Origin of the sequence: Xylophilus rhododendri (genome assembly GCF_009906855.1) — a bacterium.
Taxonomy (GTDB): domain Bacteria; phylum Pseudomonadota; class Gammaproteobacteria; order Burkholderiales; family Burkholderiaceae_C; genus Xylophilus; species Xylophilus rhododendri.
This window is the reverse complement of the sequence record NZ_CP047650.1, coordinates 3,807,376-3,820,876: the sequence shown is the minus strand read 5'-3', so window position 1 is coordinate 3,820,876 and position 13,501 is coordinate 3,807,376. Positions and strand designations below refer to the sequence as shown.

The following is a 13,501-nucleotide window of genomic DNA, read 5'->3' as shown; positions in this document are numbered from 1 at the left end:
GAACAAAGAAAAAATCAGTCCTGGCCCGCGTAGTCGCGGTAGAGCCGGTCGAGCCGGGCGGTGAGCGGGCCGACGGTGTAGGGCCGGCCGTCGATCTGGGTGACCGGCGTGATGCCGCCCAGGGTGCCGGTGATGAAGGCCTCCTCGGCGTTGTACATCTCGGCCAGGGTGAAGTCGCCCTCGTGCACCGGCATGCCGGCCTCGCGCGCCAGGCGCAGCACGGTGGCCCGGGTGATGCCGTTGAAGCAGTACTTGCCCGAGGAGGTCCAGAGCGCGCCCTTCCTCACCACGAAGAAGTTGGTGGAGTTGCAGCTGGAGACGAAGCCGTGCGGGTCCAGCATCAGCGCCTCGTCGGCGCCCGCGTTGATCGCCTGGATCAGCGCCTGGATGAAGTTGAGCCGGCTGTGCGAGTTGAGCCGCAGGTCGAACACATCCGGCCCGCTGCAGCGGATGGCGGAGGTGAAGAGCTTCAGGCCCTTCTGCTTGGCTTCCCAGCCCACCACCTTGTATTCGGCCACGCAGACGATGGTGGCGCCGCCGATGATGAAACGCGGGTCCTGGTTGGGCGTCTTCTTCACGCCGCGCGTCACCATCAGCCGGGCATGGGCGCCATCGACCATGCCGTTCTTCTCGAAGGTGTCGGTGATGACGGCCTTGAGTTCCTCGCGTGTCTTGCCCAGGTCCATGGCGATGGAGCGGGCGCCCTCGATCAGGCGGTCGATGTGTTCGTCGAAGGAGATCACCCGGCCCTTGACCAGGCGCACGCCCTCCCACACGCCGTCGCCGCAGACATAACCGGCATCGAAGACGGAGACCTTGGCCTGGGAGCGCGGGAAGAATTCGCCGTCGACATAGACCAGCACCGCATCGTTGCGCTCGTCCGGCGCATAGGCCTGGGAACTGGTCTTGGAAGCTTGGGGAGAGAGTTGCATGGGAGTCGCGATGCTTAGAAGTGGAAGGCGGTGAAGCGCTCGAGGAATTTCTGCGTGCGTTCGCCCTGGGGGTGTTTCAGCACCTCGTCCGGCGTGCCGGTCTCGTAGAACTGCCCGTCGGCCAGGAACAGCACCCGGCTGGCGTAGTGGTAGGCGAAACCCAGCTCGTGGGTGACCAGCAGCATGGTGCGGCCCTCGCTGGCCAGGTCGCGGATGACGGTGAGCACCTCGCTCACCAGTTCCGGGTCCAGCGAGGAAGTGGGCTCGTCGAACAGCAACACCTCTGGCTCCATCGCCAGCGCTCGGGCGATGGCCACCCGCTGCTGCTGCCCGCCCGAAAGCCGGCCGGGATAGGCATCGGCCTTGTGCGCCATGCCCACCTTCTCCAGCTGGAGCAGGGCCTTGGCGCGGGCCTCTTCCCGGCTCAGGCCGAGCACCGTGACCGGGCCCTCCATCACATTGCCCAGCACCGTCATGTGGCCGAAGAGGTTGAACTGCTGGAACACCATGCCCACCCGCTGGCGCACCGCCGCCAGTTCGGCCTGCGAGTAGCTCCTGGCCAGCGCGCCGCCCGGACCCTTGCCCGGCGTGCCGACGGCCTTGCCGTCCAGCTCGATCTGGCCGGCGCTGGGGATCTCCATGAAATTCAGGCAACGCAGCAGCGTGCTCTTGCCCGAGCCGCTGGAGCCCAGGATGGCGATGCGGTCGCCCTTCTGCACGTCGAGGTCGATGCCGCGCAGCACGTGGTTGTCGGCGAAGCGCTTTTCCAGCGCGGTGATCCGGATGATGGGTGCGGTCATGGTCCACATGGATTGTCGAACAATCGACTGTAGTGCTTTCTTGAGCAAAGTTCATGCCTGATAACCCGCACCAAGCTGGACCGCCAGGGGCGCCTACGATGGCCGGCCAAACAATGGTTTTGAGGAAAACTCATGAAGGTTTATCTGGCGGGATTCGATGTGTTCCGGCCCGATGTGGATGCGGTGTTCCAGGACCTGCGCGAGCAGGCCTCGCGGCTGGGGCTGGTCGCCGTCGCGCCGCTCGACGGCGAGCCGGGGCCCGCGGGCCAGAGCCCGGCGGAGCAGGCCCATCGCATCTACCGCGACAACATCTCCATGCTGTCTTCGGCCGATGCCGTCATCGCCAACCTGGCGCCCTTTCGCGGGCACGAGCCCGATTCGGGCACCGTCTTCGAGGTCGGCTTCGCCATCGCCCGCGGCATTCCGGTGGTGGGCTACGGCGTGCCGCCGGGCAGTTATTCGGAACGCTTTCGCGCAGGACATGCTTGCGTCCAGGACGAGGCCGGCGCCTGGCGCGAACCCGGCACCGGCATGCTGGTCGAGGACTTCGGCCTGCCCCTGAACCTGATGCTGGCCTGCTCCATCGAGTTGCGGGCCACGGCGTCGGAAGCCCTGCAGGCGCTGGCCCGACGCGCAGCCGCAAAAGTGGCTATCCTCCGCGCCCATGACTGAAACCAGAGACAAGCAGGACGGCCAGGACAAGGCCGCGATCGAGGCGCTGGCCCGCCAGAACGTGGCCCTGGCGCTGGCCGAGGACGTGGGCGGCGGCGACCTCACCGCGGGCCTGGTGCCCGACCGGCTGGAGGTGAAGGCCCGGGTGATCGCCCGCGAGCCGGCCGTGCTCTGCGGCGCTCCCTGGTTCGAAGCCGCGGTGCGGGCCTGCGAGCCCACGGCCCGGCTGCAATGGGAGGTGGCCGAAGGCGGCCGCTGCGCAGCGGAACAGGTGGTCGTGACCATCACCGGCCAGGCCCGCGGCCTGCTCACCGCCGAACGCATCGCCCTCAATTTCCTGCAACTGCTCAGCGCCGTCGCCACCAAGACGAGCACCTATGTGGACGCCGTGCGCGGCACCGGCTGCGCCATCGTCGACACCCGCAAGACCCTGCCCGGCCTGCGCCTGGCGCAGAAATACGCGGTGCGCACCGGCGGCGGGGTGAACCACCGCATCGGCCTGTACGACGCGGTGCTGATCAAGGAAAACCATATCGCCGCGGCCGGCGGCGTCACCGCCGCCCTGCAGGCCGCGGCCCGGGTCGCGTCGCAGGCGAGCTTCGTGGAGATCGAGGTCGAGACGCTGGACCAGCTGCGCGAGGCCCTGGCCGGCGGCGCCCGCATGGTGCTGCTGGACAACATGCCGCAGGCCCTGCTGCACGAGGCCGTGCGCATCAACGCCGCGGCCGGCGCGGGCGCCGCCATCCTGGAGATCTCCGGCGGCGTCACCTTCGACAGCCTGAAGGCCCTGGCCGCCACCGGCGTGGACCGCATCTCCATCGGCGGCCTGACCAAGGACGTCAAGGCCACCGATTTCTCCATGCGTTTCGACGACAGCCTGCACAGCCGAAAGGAAGCAGCATGAGCGCCGTGATCGAAGTCGAGTACGAACAGCCCCAGGACCGCCCAGGCCCCGCCTGCGAGACCAAGCACGCCTGGGCCCGTGTCCCGCCCGAGCCTTCGCCCGACGAGCGCCAGGCCCTCAAGGCCCGCATCCGCCGGCTGCTGAAGGAACGCAACGCGGTGATGGTGTCGCACTACTACGTGCACCCCGACCTGCAGGACCTGGCCGAGGAGACCGGCGGCCTGGTCAGCGATTCGCTGGAGATGGCCCGCTTCGGCCGCGACCATGCGGCGCAGACCCTGGTGGTGTCCGGCGTGCGTTTCATGGGCGAGACCTCCAAGATCCTCTCGCCCGAGAAGACGGTGCTGATGCCGGATCTCGACGCCACCTGCTCGCTCGACCTGGGCTGCCCGGCCGACGCCTTCGCCGCCTTCTGCGACCAGCATCCTGACCGCACCGTGGTCGTCTACGCCAACACCAGCGCCGCCGTGAAGGCGCGCGCCGACTGGCTGGTCACCTCGAGCTGCGCGCTGGACGTGGTCGGCGCCCTCAAGGCCCAGGGCCACAAGATCCTGTGGGCGCCCGACCGGCACCTGGGCAGCTACATCCAGCGCGAGACCGGCGCCGACATGGTGTTCTGGAACGGCGCCTGCATCGTGCACGACGAGTTCAAGGGCTTCGAACTCGAAGCGCTCAAGCGCGAGCATCCGAACGCCAAGGTGCTCGTGCATCCTGAATCGCCCGCCGAGGTGGTCGCCATGGCCGACGCGGTGGGCTCCACCTCCGGCATCCTGAAGGCCGCGCGCGAGATGGACGCCCGCGAATTCATCGTGGCCACCGACAACGGCCTGATGCACCACCTGCGCCTGCAGAACCCCGGCAAGACCTTCCATGAAGCCCCCACCGCCGGCAACAGCGCCACCTGCAAGAGCTGCGCGCACTGCCCCTGGATGGCGATGAACGGGCTGGCCGACGTGGCGCGGGTGCTGGAGACCGTGGCCAACACGATCCAGGTCGATGCAGCCGTGATCGAACGCGCCCGCCTGCCGATAGACCGCATGCTGGACTTCACCGCCGGCCTGAAACGCGGCCTGGCGCCCGGCAGCCTGGTGCCGCATTTCGGCGCCGCCTGAGGCGGCGCCGCGGGCTCAGGCGGGCACGTCCGCCTGCAGCACCGAAGGCACGGCCAGCGCATCCATCTGCGGGCAGTCGCGGCTGTAGTGCAGGCCGCGGCTCTCGCGCCGCGCACGGGCCGAACGCACGATGAGGCCGGCCACGTCCACCAGGTTGCGCAGCTCCAGCAGCGCGCGGCTGGGCGCCGCATCGCCGTAGAACTCGCGCAGCTCCGCAGCCAGCAGGGCGATGCGATGCGCGGCGCGGTCCAGGCGTTTGTCGGTGCGCACGATGCCCACGTACTCCCACATGAAACGCCGCAGCTCCTCGCGGCTGCGGGCCAGCAGCACCGACTCGTCGGCATCGATGGCGGCCTTGGCGGTCCAGGGCGCGGCATGCAGGGCGACGGGCGCCGGCTCGGCCCGGATCGCATCCACCGCCGCCCGGGCGAACACCATGCACTCCACCAGCGAATTGCTGGCCAGGCGGTTCGCACCATGCAGGCCGGTGCAGGCCGTCTCGCCGATGGCGTAGAGCCTCGCCATGTCGGTGCGGCCGCTCAGGTCGGTCTGCACGCCGCCGCAGGTGTAGTGGGCCGCGGGCGCCACGGGGATGGGCTGGCGGGTGATGTCGATGCCCAGTTCCCGGCAGCGCGCCAGGATGTTGGGGAAATGCTCGTGCAGGAATTCGGGGCTGCGGTGCGAGATGTCGAGGTAGACGCAGTCCGCGCCGTGCCGCTTCATCTCGGCGTCGATCGCCCGGGCCACCACGTCGCGCGGGGCCAGCTCGCCGCGCTCGTCGTGGGCCGGCATGAAACGGGTGCCGTCGGCCAGCAGCAGGCGCCCGCCTTCGCCGCGCACCGCCTCGCTGATGAGATAGCCCTGGGCTTCGGGATGGAACAGCGCCGTGGGATGGAACTGCACGAACTCCATGTTCGACACCCGGCAGCCCGCGCGCCAGGCCGCGGCGATGCCGTCGCCGGTGGAGGTGGCCGGGTTGGTGGTGTTCAGGTAGACCTGCCCGGCGCCGCCGGTGGCCAGGATGGTGTGGGCCGCGCAAAAGGCCAGCACCTCGCCGGAGCGGGCATCGAGCGCATGGGCGCCGCCGCAGGCCTCCTGCCGGCCCGGCTGCGGCGCGGCGTGGATCAGGTCGACCAGCACATGGTTCTCGAACAGGCTGATCGCCGGCGTGGCCCGCACCCGCGCCAGCAGCGTCTTCTGCACCGCCGCGCCGGTGGCATCGGCCGCATGCACGATGCGCCGCGCGCTGTGGCCGCCTTCGCGGGTGAGGTGCAGCGCCGTGCCCTGGCCCGCCTCGCCATCCAGCGAGAAGGCCACGCCCAGGGACTGCAGCCAGGCGATGGCACCCGGCGAGCCCTCGACCACCTGGCGGGTGGCCGCCAGGTCGCACAGGCCGGCGCCGGCCACCAGGGTGTCGGCCACATGGTCGTCGAAGCTGTCGCCCTCGGCCAGCACCGCCGCGATGCCGCCCTGCGCCCAGCCGCTGGCGCCTTCGGACAGCTCGCCCTTGGTGAGCACCGCCACCCGGTGGGTCGGCGCCAGCATCAGCGCCGCGGACAAGCCGGCCAGGCCGCTGCCGATGACCAGGACATCGAAATTTTTCTGTTCCATGAGCGCCCGCCGCCAAAAATCCGGCGATTGTCGGACGAATCGCCGCCCGCTGCAGGGCTTCGGGAGGCGGCCTATTTGTCGAAGCCGCCGGAGTCCGAGATGCGCCGCGCATACACGGCCAGCACGATGCGCTCGGAATTCACCAGGTACTCGCCCAGCCGCGTGGCGCTTTCCTGCAGCTTGCCGGCCTCGAACAGCTCCAGGATCTGGCCGTTCATGTCGACGAAGGGCGCGTGCAGGAATTCCGGGTCCTTGAGCAGGCCGAAGGCCAGGCGCAGTTCGGCCAGCACCTGGGCGAACATGATGTTGAGCCGCTCGCTGTCGGCCAGCTCCACCACCGCCATGTGGAACTCCATGTTGGCGGTGCCAGCGCCGGTCCAGTCGTGGGTCTGCCGGCAGCGCGCCGCCGTCTCCACCGCCTGGCGCATGTGCTTGCGGGCGGGATGCTGGGGATAGGCCTGGGCCAGCGCCTGGCATTCGATCAGCCGGCGCACCCGGTAGATGTCGATGATGGTGGCGATGCTGGGAATGGCCACCGACACCCCGCGGTTGGGCGCATGGCGCACCAGGCCTTCCTTGGTGAGGATGCGGAACACCTCGCGCAAGGTGTTGCGGGAAATCTCCAGGCTCTCGCTCAACGCGGCCTCCGACAGGCGCTGGCCCGGGGAGAACTCGCCCTGGATGATCTTCTGGCGGATCAGCTCGGCCATGCGGTCGTTCAGGGTGGGCGCGTTCGAGGGGGATTCGGTGCTCAAAGGGGGCGGGCGTGAGTGGTCTGCAATTGTGGCACGCACGCCGAACGGGCCCGGCGCCCCCGGGTTCCACCGGGTGTCCTCACGCACTATCCGCGGGCAAACTCCGCACCATCGCTGAGCAATATGGCGCCCATATCCCAAACATGTGCGTAAAAGTGTTCAACAATCTATGTCCAGGTGTTTACCAATGGGCATGCTATTTGCGACAACCCCCAGGTCGTCGCGCGGGCTGGAGCTTTTTCTCTTTGGTCGGCGCAGCCTGTTCTTGAACCCAACGAAAGTACCCCATGGTTAGTCATGCCAACTTGTGGCCCCTGATAGGAGTGGCCGTGATCATTGCCGGCTTCGTGCTGCGCTTCAATCCGATGCTGGTGGTGATCGTCACCGCCATCGTGACGGCCTTCGCCGCCGGTTTCTCGCCGGACAAGATCCTGGCGACCATAGGCACCGGCTTCATCAAGACCCGCAACCTGCCGCTGATCATCCTGCTGCCGCTGTCGGTGATCGGCCTGCTGGAGCGCCACGGCCTGCGACAGCATGCGCAGAACTGGATCGGCAGCATCAAATCGGCCACCGCCGGCCGGCTGCTGATCGTCTACCTGGCCGCGCGCCAGCTCACCGCGGCGGTCGGCCTGACCAGCCTGGGCGGCCATCCGCAGATGGTGCGGCCGCTGCTGGCCCCCATGGCCGAAGGCGCCACCGAGGCCCGCTACGGCAGCCTGCCCGAGCGTGTGCGCCACAAGCTGCGCGCCTTTTCGGCGGCCACCGACAACGTGGGCCTGTTCTTCGGCGAGGACATCTTCGTGGCCTTCGGCGCCGTGGTGCTGATGACCACCTTCCTGCGCGAGGCCGGCATCGAGGTCGAGCCGATCCATGTGGCGCTGTGGGGCATTCCCACCGCCATCTGCGCCTTCGCCATCCACGCCTGGCGCCTGCGCCGGCTGGACCGCTGGCTGGACCGTGAATTGAAGCAGGCCCGCCCGGCGGCCGAAGCCACGAGCGCCGCCGCCCCCGTCCTGAGCGCCCGGAGCCACTGATCATGACCCTCACCATCCAGCACCTGTACTACCTGGTCGGCGCCATCCTCGGCATCACCGCCTTCATGACGCTGCGCGACCGCAGCAATCCCAAGCGTTACCTCACCGCCCTCTTCTGGGCGCTCTATGCCCTGGTGTTCCTGATCGGCGATCTGCTGCCCCCGGTTTACGTGGGCGTCGGCGCTGTCGTCATGGCGCTGATCGCCGGCGTGAACGGCGTGGGCACCGGCATCCACCTGCCGCGCAGCGCCGAGCAGTACGCCGCCAGCGCCCGGCGCCTGGGCAACAAGCTCTTCATTCCCGCGCTGGCGATTCCGGTGGTGACCATGATCGGCACCCTGGCCGCGCCCTACCTTAAGGTGGCCGGCGTGGCGCTGCTGGACCCCAAGAACACCACCCTGGTCAGCCTCGGCGTGGGCTGCGTGGTCTCGCTGGCGCTGGCCTGCTGGCTGACCCGCGAGACGCCCGTGCAGGGCATCCGCGAATCGCGCCGCCTGACCGACGCCCTGGGCTGGGCCCTGGTGCTGCCGCAGATGCTCGGCATGCTGGGCCTGGTGTTCTCCGATGCCGGCGTGGGCAAGGCGGTGGCCTATGCCACCACCAGCTACATCGACATGGACATCCGCTTCGTGGCGGTGGTGGTCTATGTGGTGGGCATGGCGCTGTTCACCGTCGTCATGGGCAACGGCTTCGCGGCCTTCCCGGTGATGACCGGCGGCGTGGGCGTGCCCATCCTGGTGGGCGTGTTCCACGGCGACCCGGCCGTGATGGCCGCCGCCGGCATGCTCTCGGGCTACTGCGGCACGCTGATGACGCCGATGGCCGCCAACTTCAACATCGTGCCCGCCGCGCTGCTGGAGCTGCCGGACAAGAACGCGGTGATCCGCGCCCAGCTGCCGACCGCGCTGCTGCTGCTGCTGGTCAACGTGTTCCTGTTGAACTTCCTCATGTTCCGCTGAAGGTCCGTCTGCACATGCGATTTCTGCCGGTCAATCTGGATGCCCTGCTGGTGGAGCTGGACAACCTCGACCAAACCCTGGCGCTGCTGGCCTCGCTGCAGCAGGAGCCGATTCCCGGCATCGAGGAGCTGGTGCCGGCCGCGCGCACCGTGCTGGTCCGCTTCCGCCCCGCCGCCTGTTCCATGCATGGCCTGGCCCAGGCCATGGCACAGCGCGACGTGAGCCGCCTGGCCGAGGCCGGCAGCACGCTGATCGAGATCCCGGTGCACTACGACGGCGAGGACCTGGCTGAGGTGGCCGGGCTGCTGGGCATCAGCGCCGAGGAAGTCGTGCGGCGCCATACATCCACCGAATATTCGGTGGCCTTCACCGGCTTCGCGCCGGGCTTCGCCTACCTGGCCGGCGGAGATCCGCTGCTGGACGTGCCGCGCCGCAGCACCCCCCGCACCCGCATTCCTGCAGGCGCGGTCGGGCTGGCCGGCCGCTTCAGCGGTGTCTATCCGCAGGCCAGCCCGGGCGGCTGGCAGATCATCGGTGTCACGCCCGCCGCGATGTGGGACCTGGGGCGTGCCGTGCCGGCCCTGCTGCAGCCGGGTTTCCGGGTGCGCTTCGTCGATCTGGCCACGCTGTCGGATGCGGCGCGCGATGCGCTGGTGCGGGCGCATGCCGCCACGCCGGTGGCCGCTGCCGGATCGGGCCAGCTCGCCGACAGCAGCGGCCCGGCACTGGAGGTGGTGTCAGCCGGCCTGCAATCCCTGTTCCAGGACCGTGGCCGCCACGGCCAGGCGGGCCAGGGCGTATCGGCTTCCGGCGCCATGGACCAGTCGGCCTTGAAGAGCGCCAACCGACTCGTCGGCAACCCCTCCGACCTGGCCTGCATCGAAACCGCCGGCGGTGGGCTGCGCCTGCGTTGCCATGGCGATTGCGTGGTGGCCGTCACCGGGGCCGATGCGGCGGTGAGCCTGACCTCCGCCGATGGCCGCGCCTGGCCGGCCGCCGGCTACCAGGCCTTGGCGCTGTGCGATGGCGACACCCTCTGCCTCGCCGAACCCGTGGCCGGCGCCCGATGCTATTTGGCCGTGCGCGGCGGCTTCGCGATCGCGCCGGTGCTGGGCAGCTGCTCCACCGATATCCTGGCCCAGGTCGGCCCGCCGGCCATTGCCGCGGGCCAGCGCCTGGCCATCCGCCCCGCCGGTCCGCTGGCCGGCGCGGTGGTGGGCGCCGAGGAAACCCCGCCGCAAGACCTGCCCTCCACCCATGAGGAAGTCGTGCTCGACGTGGTCCTGGGCCCGCGCACCGACTGGTTCACACCCGAGGCCATCGCCCTGTTCTCCAGCCAGTCCTGGCAGGTGAGCCCGCAATCCAGCCGCGTCGGCATCCGCCTGCAGGGCGAGCAGGCGCTGCAGCGATCGGTGGCGGGCGAACTGCCCAGCGAAGGCACGGTGCTCGGCGCCATCCAGGTGCCGCCCAGCGGCCAGCCGGTGCTGTTCCTGGCCGACCATCCGTTGACCGGCGGCTATCCGGTGATCGCCGCCGTGGCCAGCCACCACCTCGACCGTGCCGGCCAGCTGCCGGTCAATGCCCGGGTGCGTTTTCGCCCGATCGGCGATTTCGAACCTGTCGCCGTGATGCCCCAGGGCTGATCCGCCTCCCCCACCGCATTCCCCTTCTGAGCCATGAAAAAAGTCCTGATAGCCAACCGCGGCGAGATCGCCGTCCGCATCGCCCGCGCCTGCGCCGACTACGGCGTGGCATCGGTCGCCGTCTATGCCGATGCCGACCTCGAAGCGCTGCACACCCGCATGGCCGACGAGGCCTACGGCCTGGGCGGCGACCGGCCGGCCGATACCTACCTGAACATCGAAAAACTGCTGGCCGTCGCGGAGCGCAGCGGCGCCGATGCGGTGCACCCCGGCTACGGCTTCCTGTCGGAGAGCGCCGCCTTCGCCCAGGCGGTGATCGATGCCGGCCTGACCTGGATCGGCCCCTCGCCCGAGGCCATCGCCCGGCTCGGCGACAAGGTGCAGGCCCGCAAGATCGCGATGAAGGTCGGTGCGCCGCTGGTCGCCGGCATGTCCGAGCCCGCCAGGGATGCGGGCGAGGTGCTGGCCTTCGCCGAACAGCACGGCCTGCCGGTCATCATCAAGGCGGCCTTCGGCGGCGGCGGCCGGGGCATGAAGGTGGCCTGGCGCATGGACGAAGTCGAGGAGCTGTATGCCTCGGCCGTGCGCGAGGCGGTCACCGCCTTCGGCCGAGGCGAGTGTTTCGTCGAGCAGTTCCTGGACCGCCCCCGCCACATCGAAGTGCAGGTGCTGGCCGACCGGCACGGCCAGGTGCAGGTGCTGGGCACCCGCGACTGCTCGCTGCAGCGGCGCAACCAGAAGCTGGTGGAAGAGGCGCCCGCGCCCTTCCTCAGCGACGAACAGCGCCAGCGGGTGCATACCGCCGCGCGCGACATCTGCGCCGAGGCCGGCTACTGCAGCGCCGGCACGGTCGAGTTCCTGCTCAGCGGCAGCGGCGCCATCTCCTTCCTGGAGGTCAATACCCGTCTGCAAGTGGAGCACCCGGTGACCGAGCAGACCACCGGCATGGACCTGGTGCTGGAGCAGCTGCGCATCGCCGACGGCCACCGCCTGGCCAGCACCGAGACACCGGCGCCGCTGGGCCACAGCTTCGAGTTCCGTATCAATGCCGAGGACGTGGGCCGCGGCTTCCTGCCGGCGCCGGGCCGGGTGCTGCGCTTCGCCCCGCCCTCGGGCCCCGGCGTGCGGGTGGACAGCGGCATCGAATCCGGCTCGGACATCCCCGGCAGCTTCGATTCGCTGATGGCCAAACTCATCGTCAGCGGCGCCACCCGCCAGCAGGCCATCGCCCGGGCGCGGCGGGCGCTGCGCGAGTTCCGCATCGAAGGCGTGGCCTCGGTGCTGCCCTTCCACCGTGCGGTGCTGCAGAGCCCGGACTTCGTCAGCCCGGACAGCTTCAAGGTGCATACCCGCTGGATCGAGACCGACTTCGTCAACGACCTGGCCGCCGCCGTGCGCGCGGAAAAGCCCGCCGAAGGCAGCCTGGTGCAGGCCACCATGGAGATCGACGGCAAGCGGGTGCTGGTGCGCATGCAGGCCGGCCTGCTGCAGGGCCTGCAAGGCATGCCGGCCGGCGGTGCTGCTGCGGCCGCAGCGCCGTCGCCCGCCGCGGCAGCAGCCTCTTCCAACACTGTCGCCGCGCCGACCTCCGGCAACCTGCAGGCCTGGAAAGTGGCCGACGGCGCCGCCGTGCAGGAAGGCGAACTCATCGCCGTGATGGAGGCCATGAAGATGGAAATGCAGGTGCTGGCCCAGCGCGGCGGCACGCTGCGCCGGCTGGTGCAGGAAGGCAGCTACCAGAGCAGTGGCACGGCGATCGCGCTGATCGAATAGGCAGACGAGATGGATGCGGCCGCCCTGCCGCATCCACGCGTTCGCAAGAGGGCGGGCGGATGGCCCGGAATTGCCGCAATCTGCCGGTCCCTTCAGCCTCCGCTCCTGCAGCCATGAGCTTTCTGTCTCCTTCCCTGGCCTATTCCCTGCACAACAACAGCCTGGCTTTTCCGGCGAACGCCAGCGCCCCGCAGGTCGATGCGAATCCCTACACGCCCGGCCACCCGATGTTGCGCAGCATCCTGGAGAACCATCCCCGGCTCGGCGCATTGCTCCTGGACCCCGCCGACTGGTCGGCCTTCGGCAAGGATGAGACCGAGGACGAGCCCACACGCGCGAACAGGCCCCGCGCGCCACGCAAGCGCAGGAACCTGCATCGGCCGGCCGCCCCGCAGCCAGCCGCCATGCTGGCCTGGCAGGTGCTGGAAGACGGCGCCACCCTGGGCCAGGCGCTGGACCGGTACCTCACCCGCCTGTCCGAGCGCCAGGACGCCGAAGCGGCCGAACTGCTGGGACAGGTCAGCGACTACACCCGCTTCGGCTTTTCCACCGACGCGCGGCAATACATCCTGCAGCGCTTCGATGTCGCCAGGCAGTTCGTGACGGACCTCGACGACGCAGCCGCCGTCCACCGGACGCAGCCGGGCATAGACGCCGCCCTGGGCGAAGCCTTCGACAGCGCCAGCGCGGTGATCCGCCACGGCAACATGCCGCGCGATGCCCATGTGCTGCTGGTCGAGGCGCTGCGGCGCCAGGCGCAGACGACGTCCACGCCCCTGGAAAGCACCAGCACCAGCACCAGCACCGGCACCAGCAGCACCGGCACCACCACGGAATCGGTCCTGTCCCGCCGCCTGGCGCTGATCGAGAACTTCTACCGCGGCCTGCCGACCCGCGGAACCGCCGGACTCACCCTGACCGAGGCCGGCTTCCACTACGGCGGCAAACTGCACGACGTGCCCCTCGATACCGCCCTGCAGGTCCTGCCGGAAGGCCGCATCTGGTGTTTCCTGTTCTTCGAGGGCTACGTACCGCCCCTGGGCTCCACCATCCATGTGACGCTGCCGGGCGAACGGAGCAGCCATGAACTGCAGATGCGCGCCGGCCGCTACCGGCTGGTCGACCGGCTGGACTGGCGGCCCAACCCCTATTTCATCAACGACCCCATGCTGCGCTACGCGCAGCTGAGTGCCCTGCAGAATGCCCTGGACCAAGGCAAGGCGCCACCCTATCGGTCGTAAGCTTCCTCGCATCGACGCAGGCCTTCGTCGGCAGCCTTGAATCGGCCATACCGGACCGCTTG

The 13,501-nt window shown here is 69.5% G+C and carries 12 protein-coding genes; 8 read left to right on the top strand and 4 right to left on the bottom strand.

Annotation, left to right across the window (positions count from 1 at the left end; all coding sequences use genetic code 11):
- Positions 1-14: 14 nt before the first annotated feature.
- Both GT347_RS17660 and GT347_RS17655 read right to left on the bottom strand, forming a co-directional pair.
- Complete coding sequence (locus GT347_RS17660) at positions 15-932, bottom strand: aminotransferase class IV (RefSeq protein ID WP_160553452.1); 918 nt, start codon at positions 930-932, stop codon at positions 15-17.
- Positions 933-946: 14 nt separating this feature from the next.
- Positions 947-1,732, bottom strand: coding sequence for an amino acid ABC transporter ATP-binding protein (locus tag GT347_RS17655; RefSeq protein ID WP_160553451.1), 786 nt, complete (start codon positions 1,730-1,732; stop codon positions 947-949).
- A gap of 132 nt (positions 1,733-1,864) precedes the next feature.
- On the opposite strand from GT347_RS17655, the gene GT347_RS17650 reads away from it, so the two are divergent.
- Genes GT347_RS17650 through nadA form a run of 3 tightly spaced genes read left to right on the top strand, consistent with a single transcriptional unit; the run spans position 1,865 to position 4,420 of the window.
- Positions 1,865-2,404 (top strand): nucleoside 2-deoxyribosyltransferase, encoded by a 540-nt coding sequence (locus tag GT347_RS17650; protein ID WP_160553450.1) that lies wholly within the window; start codon positions 1,865-1,867, stop codon positions 2,402-2,404.
- Positions 2,397-3,308 carry a carboxylating nicotinate-nucleotide diphosphorylase gene (gene nadC / locus GT347_RS17645; RefSeq protein WP_160553449.1) on the top strand — a complete coding sequence of 304 codons (912 nt, stop codon included), beginning with the start codon at positions 2,397-2,399 and terminating at the stop codon, positions 3,306-3,308. The genes GT347_RS17650 and nadC overlap by 8 nt, the downstream gene beginning before the upstream one ends.
- Complete coding sequence (gene nadA, locus GT347_RS17640; protein ID WP_160553448.1) at positions 3,305-4,420, top strand: quinolinate synthase NadA; 1,116 nt, start codon at positions 3,305-3,307, stop codon at positions 4,418-4,420. The genes nadC and nadA overlap by 4 nt, the downstream gene beginning before the upstream one ends.
- A 15-nt stretch (positions 4,421-4,435) precedes the next feature.
- On the opposite strand, the gene nadB is transcribed toward nadA, so the two are convergent.
- Both nadB and GT347_RS17630 read right to left on the bottom strand, forming a co-directional pair.
- Positions 4,436-6,031, bottom strand: a complete 1,596-nt coding sequence (gene nadB / locus GT347_RS17635) for an L-aspartate oxidase (RefSeq protein ID WP_160553447.1) — start codon at positions 6,029-6,031, stop codon at positions 4,436-4,438.
- A 71-nt stretch (positions 6,032-6,102) separates the two neighbouring features.
- A complete protein-coding gene (locus GT347_RS17630) occupies positions 6,103-6,741 on the bottom strand; it encodes a GntR family transcriptional regulator (RefSeq protein ID WP_160555414.1) in 639 nt (212 codons plus the stop codon).
- A 332-nt stretch (positions 6,742-7,073) separates the two neighbouring features.
- Here GT347_RS17630 and GT347_RS17625 point away from each other — a divergent pair, with 332 nt between their 5' ends.
- From GT347_RS17625 to GT347_RS17605, 5 genes are all read left to right on the top strand, one after another.
- A complete protein-coding gene (locus GT347_RS17625) occupies positions 7,074-7,823 on the top strand; it encodes a DUF969 domain-containing protein (RefSeq protein WP_160553446.1) in 750 nt (249 codons plus the stop codon).
- A 2-nt stretch (positions 7,824-7,825) separates the two neighbouring features.
- Positions 7,826-8,782, top strand: coding sequence for a DUF979 domain-containing protein (locus tag GT347_RS17620; RefSeq protein WP_160553445.1), 957 nt, complete (start codon positions 7,826-7,828; stop codon positions 8,780-8,782).
- Positions 8,783-8,796: 14 nt separating this feature from the next.
- Positions 8,797-10,425: a 5-oxoprolinase subunit B/C family protein gene (locus tag GT347_RS17615; protein WP_160553444.1), complete on the top strand. Its 1,629-nt coding sequence runs from the start codon at positions 8,797-8,799 to the stop codon at positions 10,423-10,425.
- Positions 10,426-10,458: 33 nt separating this feature from the next.
- Positions 10,459-12,198 carry an acetyl/propionyl/methylcrotonyl-CoA carboxylase subunit alpha gene (locus GT347_RS17610; RefSeq protein ID WP_160553443.1) on the top strand — a complete coding sequence of 580 codons (1,740 nt, stop codon included), beginning with the start codon at positions 10,459-10,461 and terminating at the stop codon, positions 12,196-12,198.
- 113 nt (positions 12,199-12,311) lie between these two features.
- Entirely contained in the window at positions 12,312-13,439 is a 1,128-nt protein-coding gene (locus GT347_RS17605) for a hypothetical protein (protein ID WP_160553442.1), read from the top strand.
- The last annotated feature ends 62 nt before the right edge of the window (positions 13,440-13,501 follow it).

Bases quoted from the DNA above. Each gene is read 5' to 3' on its own strand.
- GT347_RS17660 (WP_160553452.1), bottom strand. From the start codon at position 932: ATGCAACTCTCTCCCCAAGCTTCCAAGACCAGTTCCCAGGCCTATGCG.
- GT347_RS17655 (WP_160553451.1), bottom strand. From the start codon at position 1,732: ATGACCGCACCCATCATCCGGATCACCGCGCTGGAAAAGCGCTTCGCC.
- GT347_RS17650 (WP_160553450.1), top strand. From the start codon at position 1,865: ATGAAGGTTTATCTGGCGGGATTCGATGTGTTCCGGCCCGATGTGGAT.
- nadC (WP_160553449.1), top strand. From the start codon at position 2,397: ATGACTGAAACCAGAGACAAGCAGGACGGCCAGGACAAGGCCGCGATC.
- nadA (WP_160553448.1), top strand. From the start codon at position 3,305: ATGAGCGCCGTGATCGAAGTCGAGTACGAACAGCCCCAGGACCGCCCA.
- nadB (WP_160553447.1), bottom strand. From the start codon at position 6,031: ATGGAACAGAAAAATTTCGATGTCCTGGTCATCGGCAGCGGCCTGGCC.
- GT347_RS17630 (WP_160555414.1), bottom strand. From the start codon at position 6,741: ATGGCCGAGCTGATCCGCCAGAAGATCATCCAGGGCGAGTTCTCCCCG.
- GT347_RS17625 (WP_160553446.1), top strand. From the start codon at position 7,074: ATGGTTAGTCATGCCAACTTGTGGCCCCTGATAGGAGTGGCCGTGATC.
- GT347_RS17620 (WP_160553445.1), top strand. From the start codon at position 7,826: ATGACCCTCACCATCCAGCACCTGTACTACCTGGTCGGCGCCATCCTC.
- GT347_RS17615 (WP_160553444.1), top strand. From the start codon at position 8,797: ATGCGATTTCTGCCGGTCAATCTGGATGCCCTGCTGGTGGAGCTGGAC.
- GT347_RS17610 (WP_160553443.1), top strand. From the start codon at position 10,459: ATGAAAAAAGTCCTGATAGCCAACCGCGGCGAGATCGCCGTCCGCATC.
- GT347_RS17605 (WP_160553442.1), top strand. From the start codon at position 12,312: ATGAGCTTTCTGTCTCCTTCCCTGGCCTATTCCCTGCACAACAACAGC.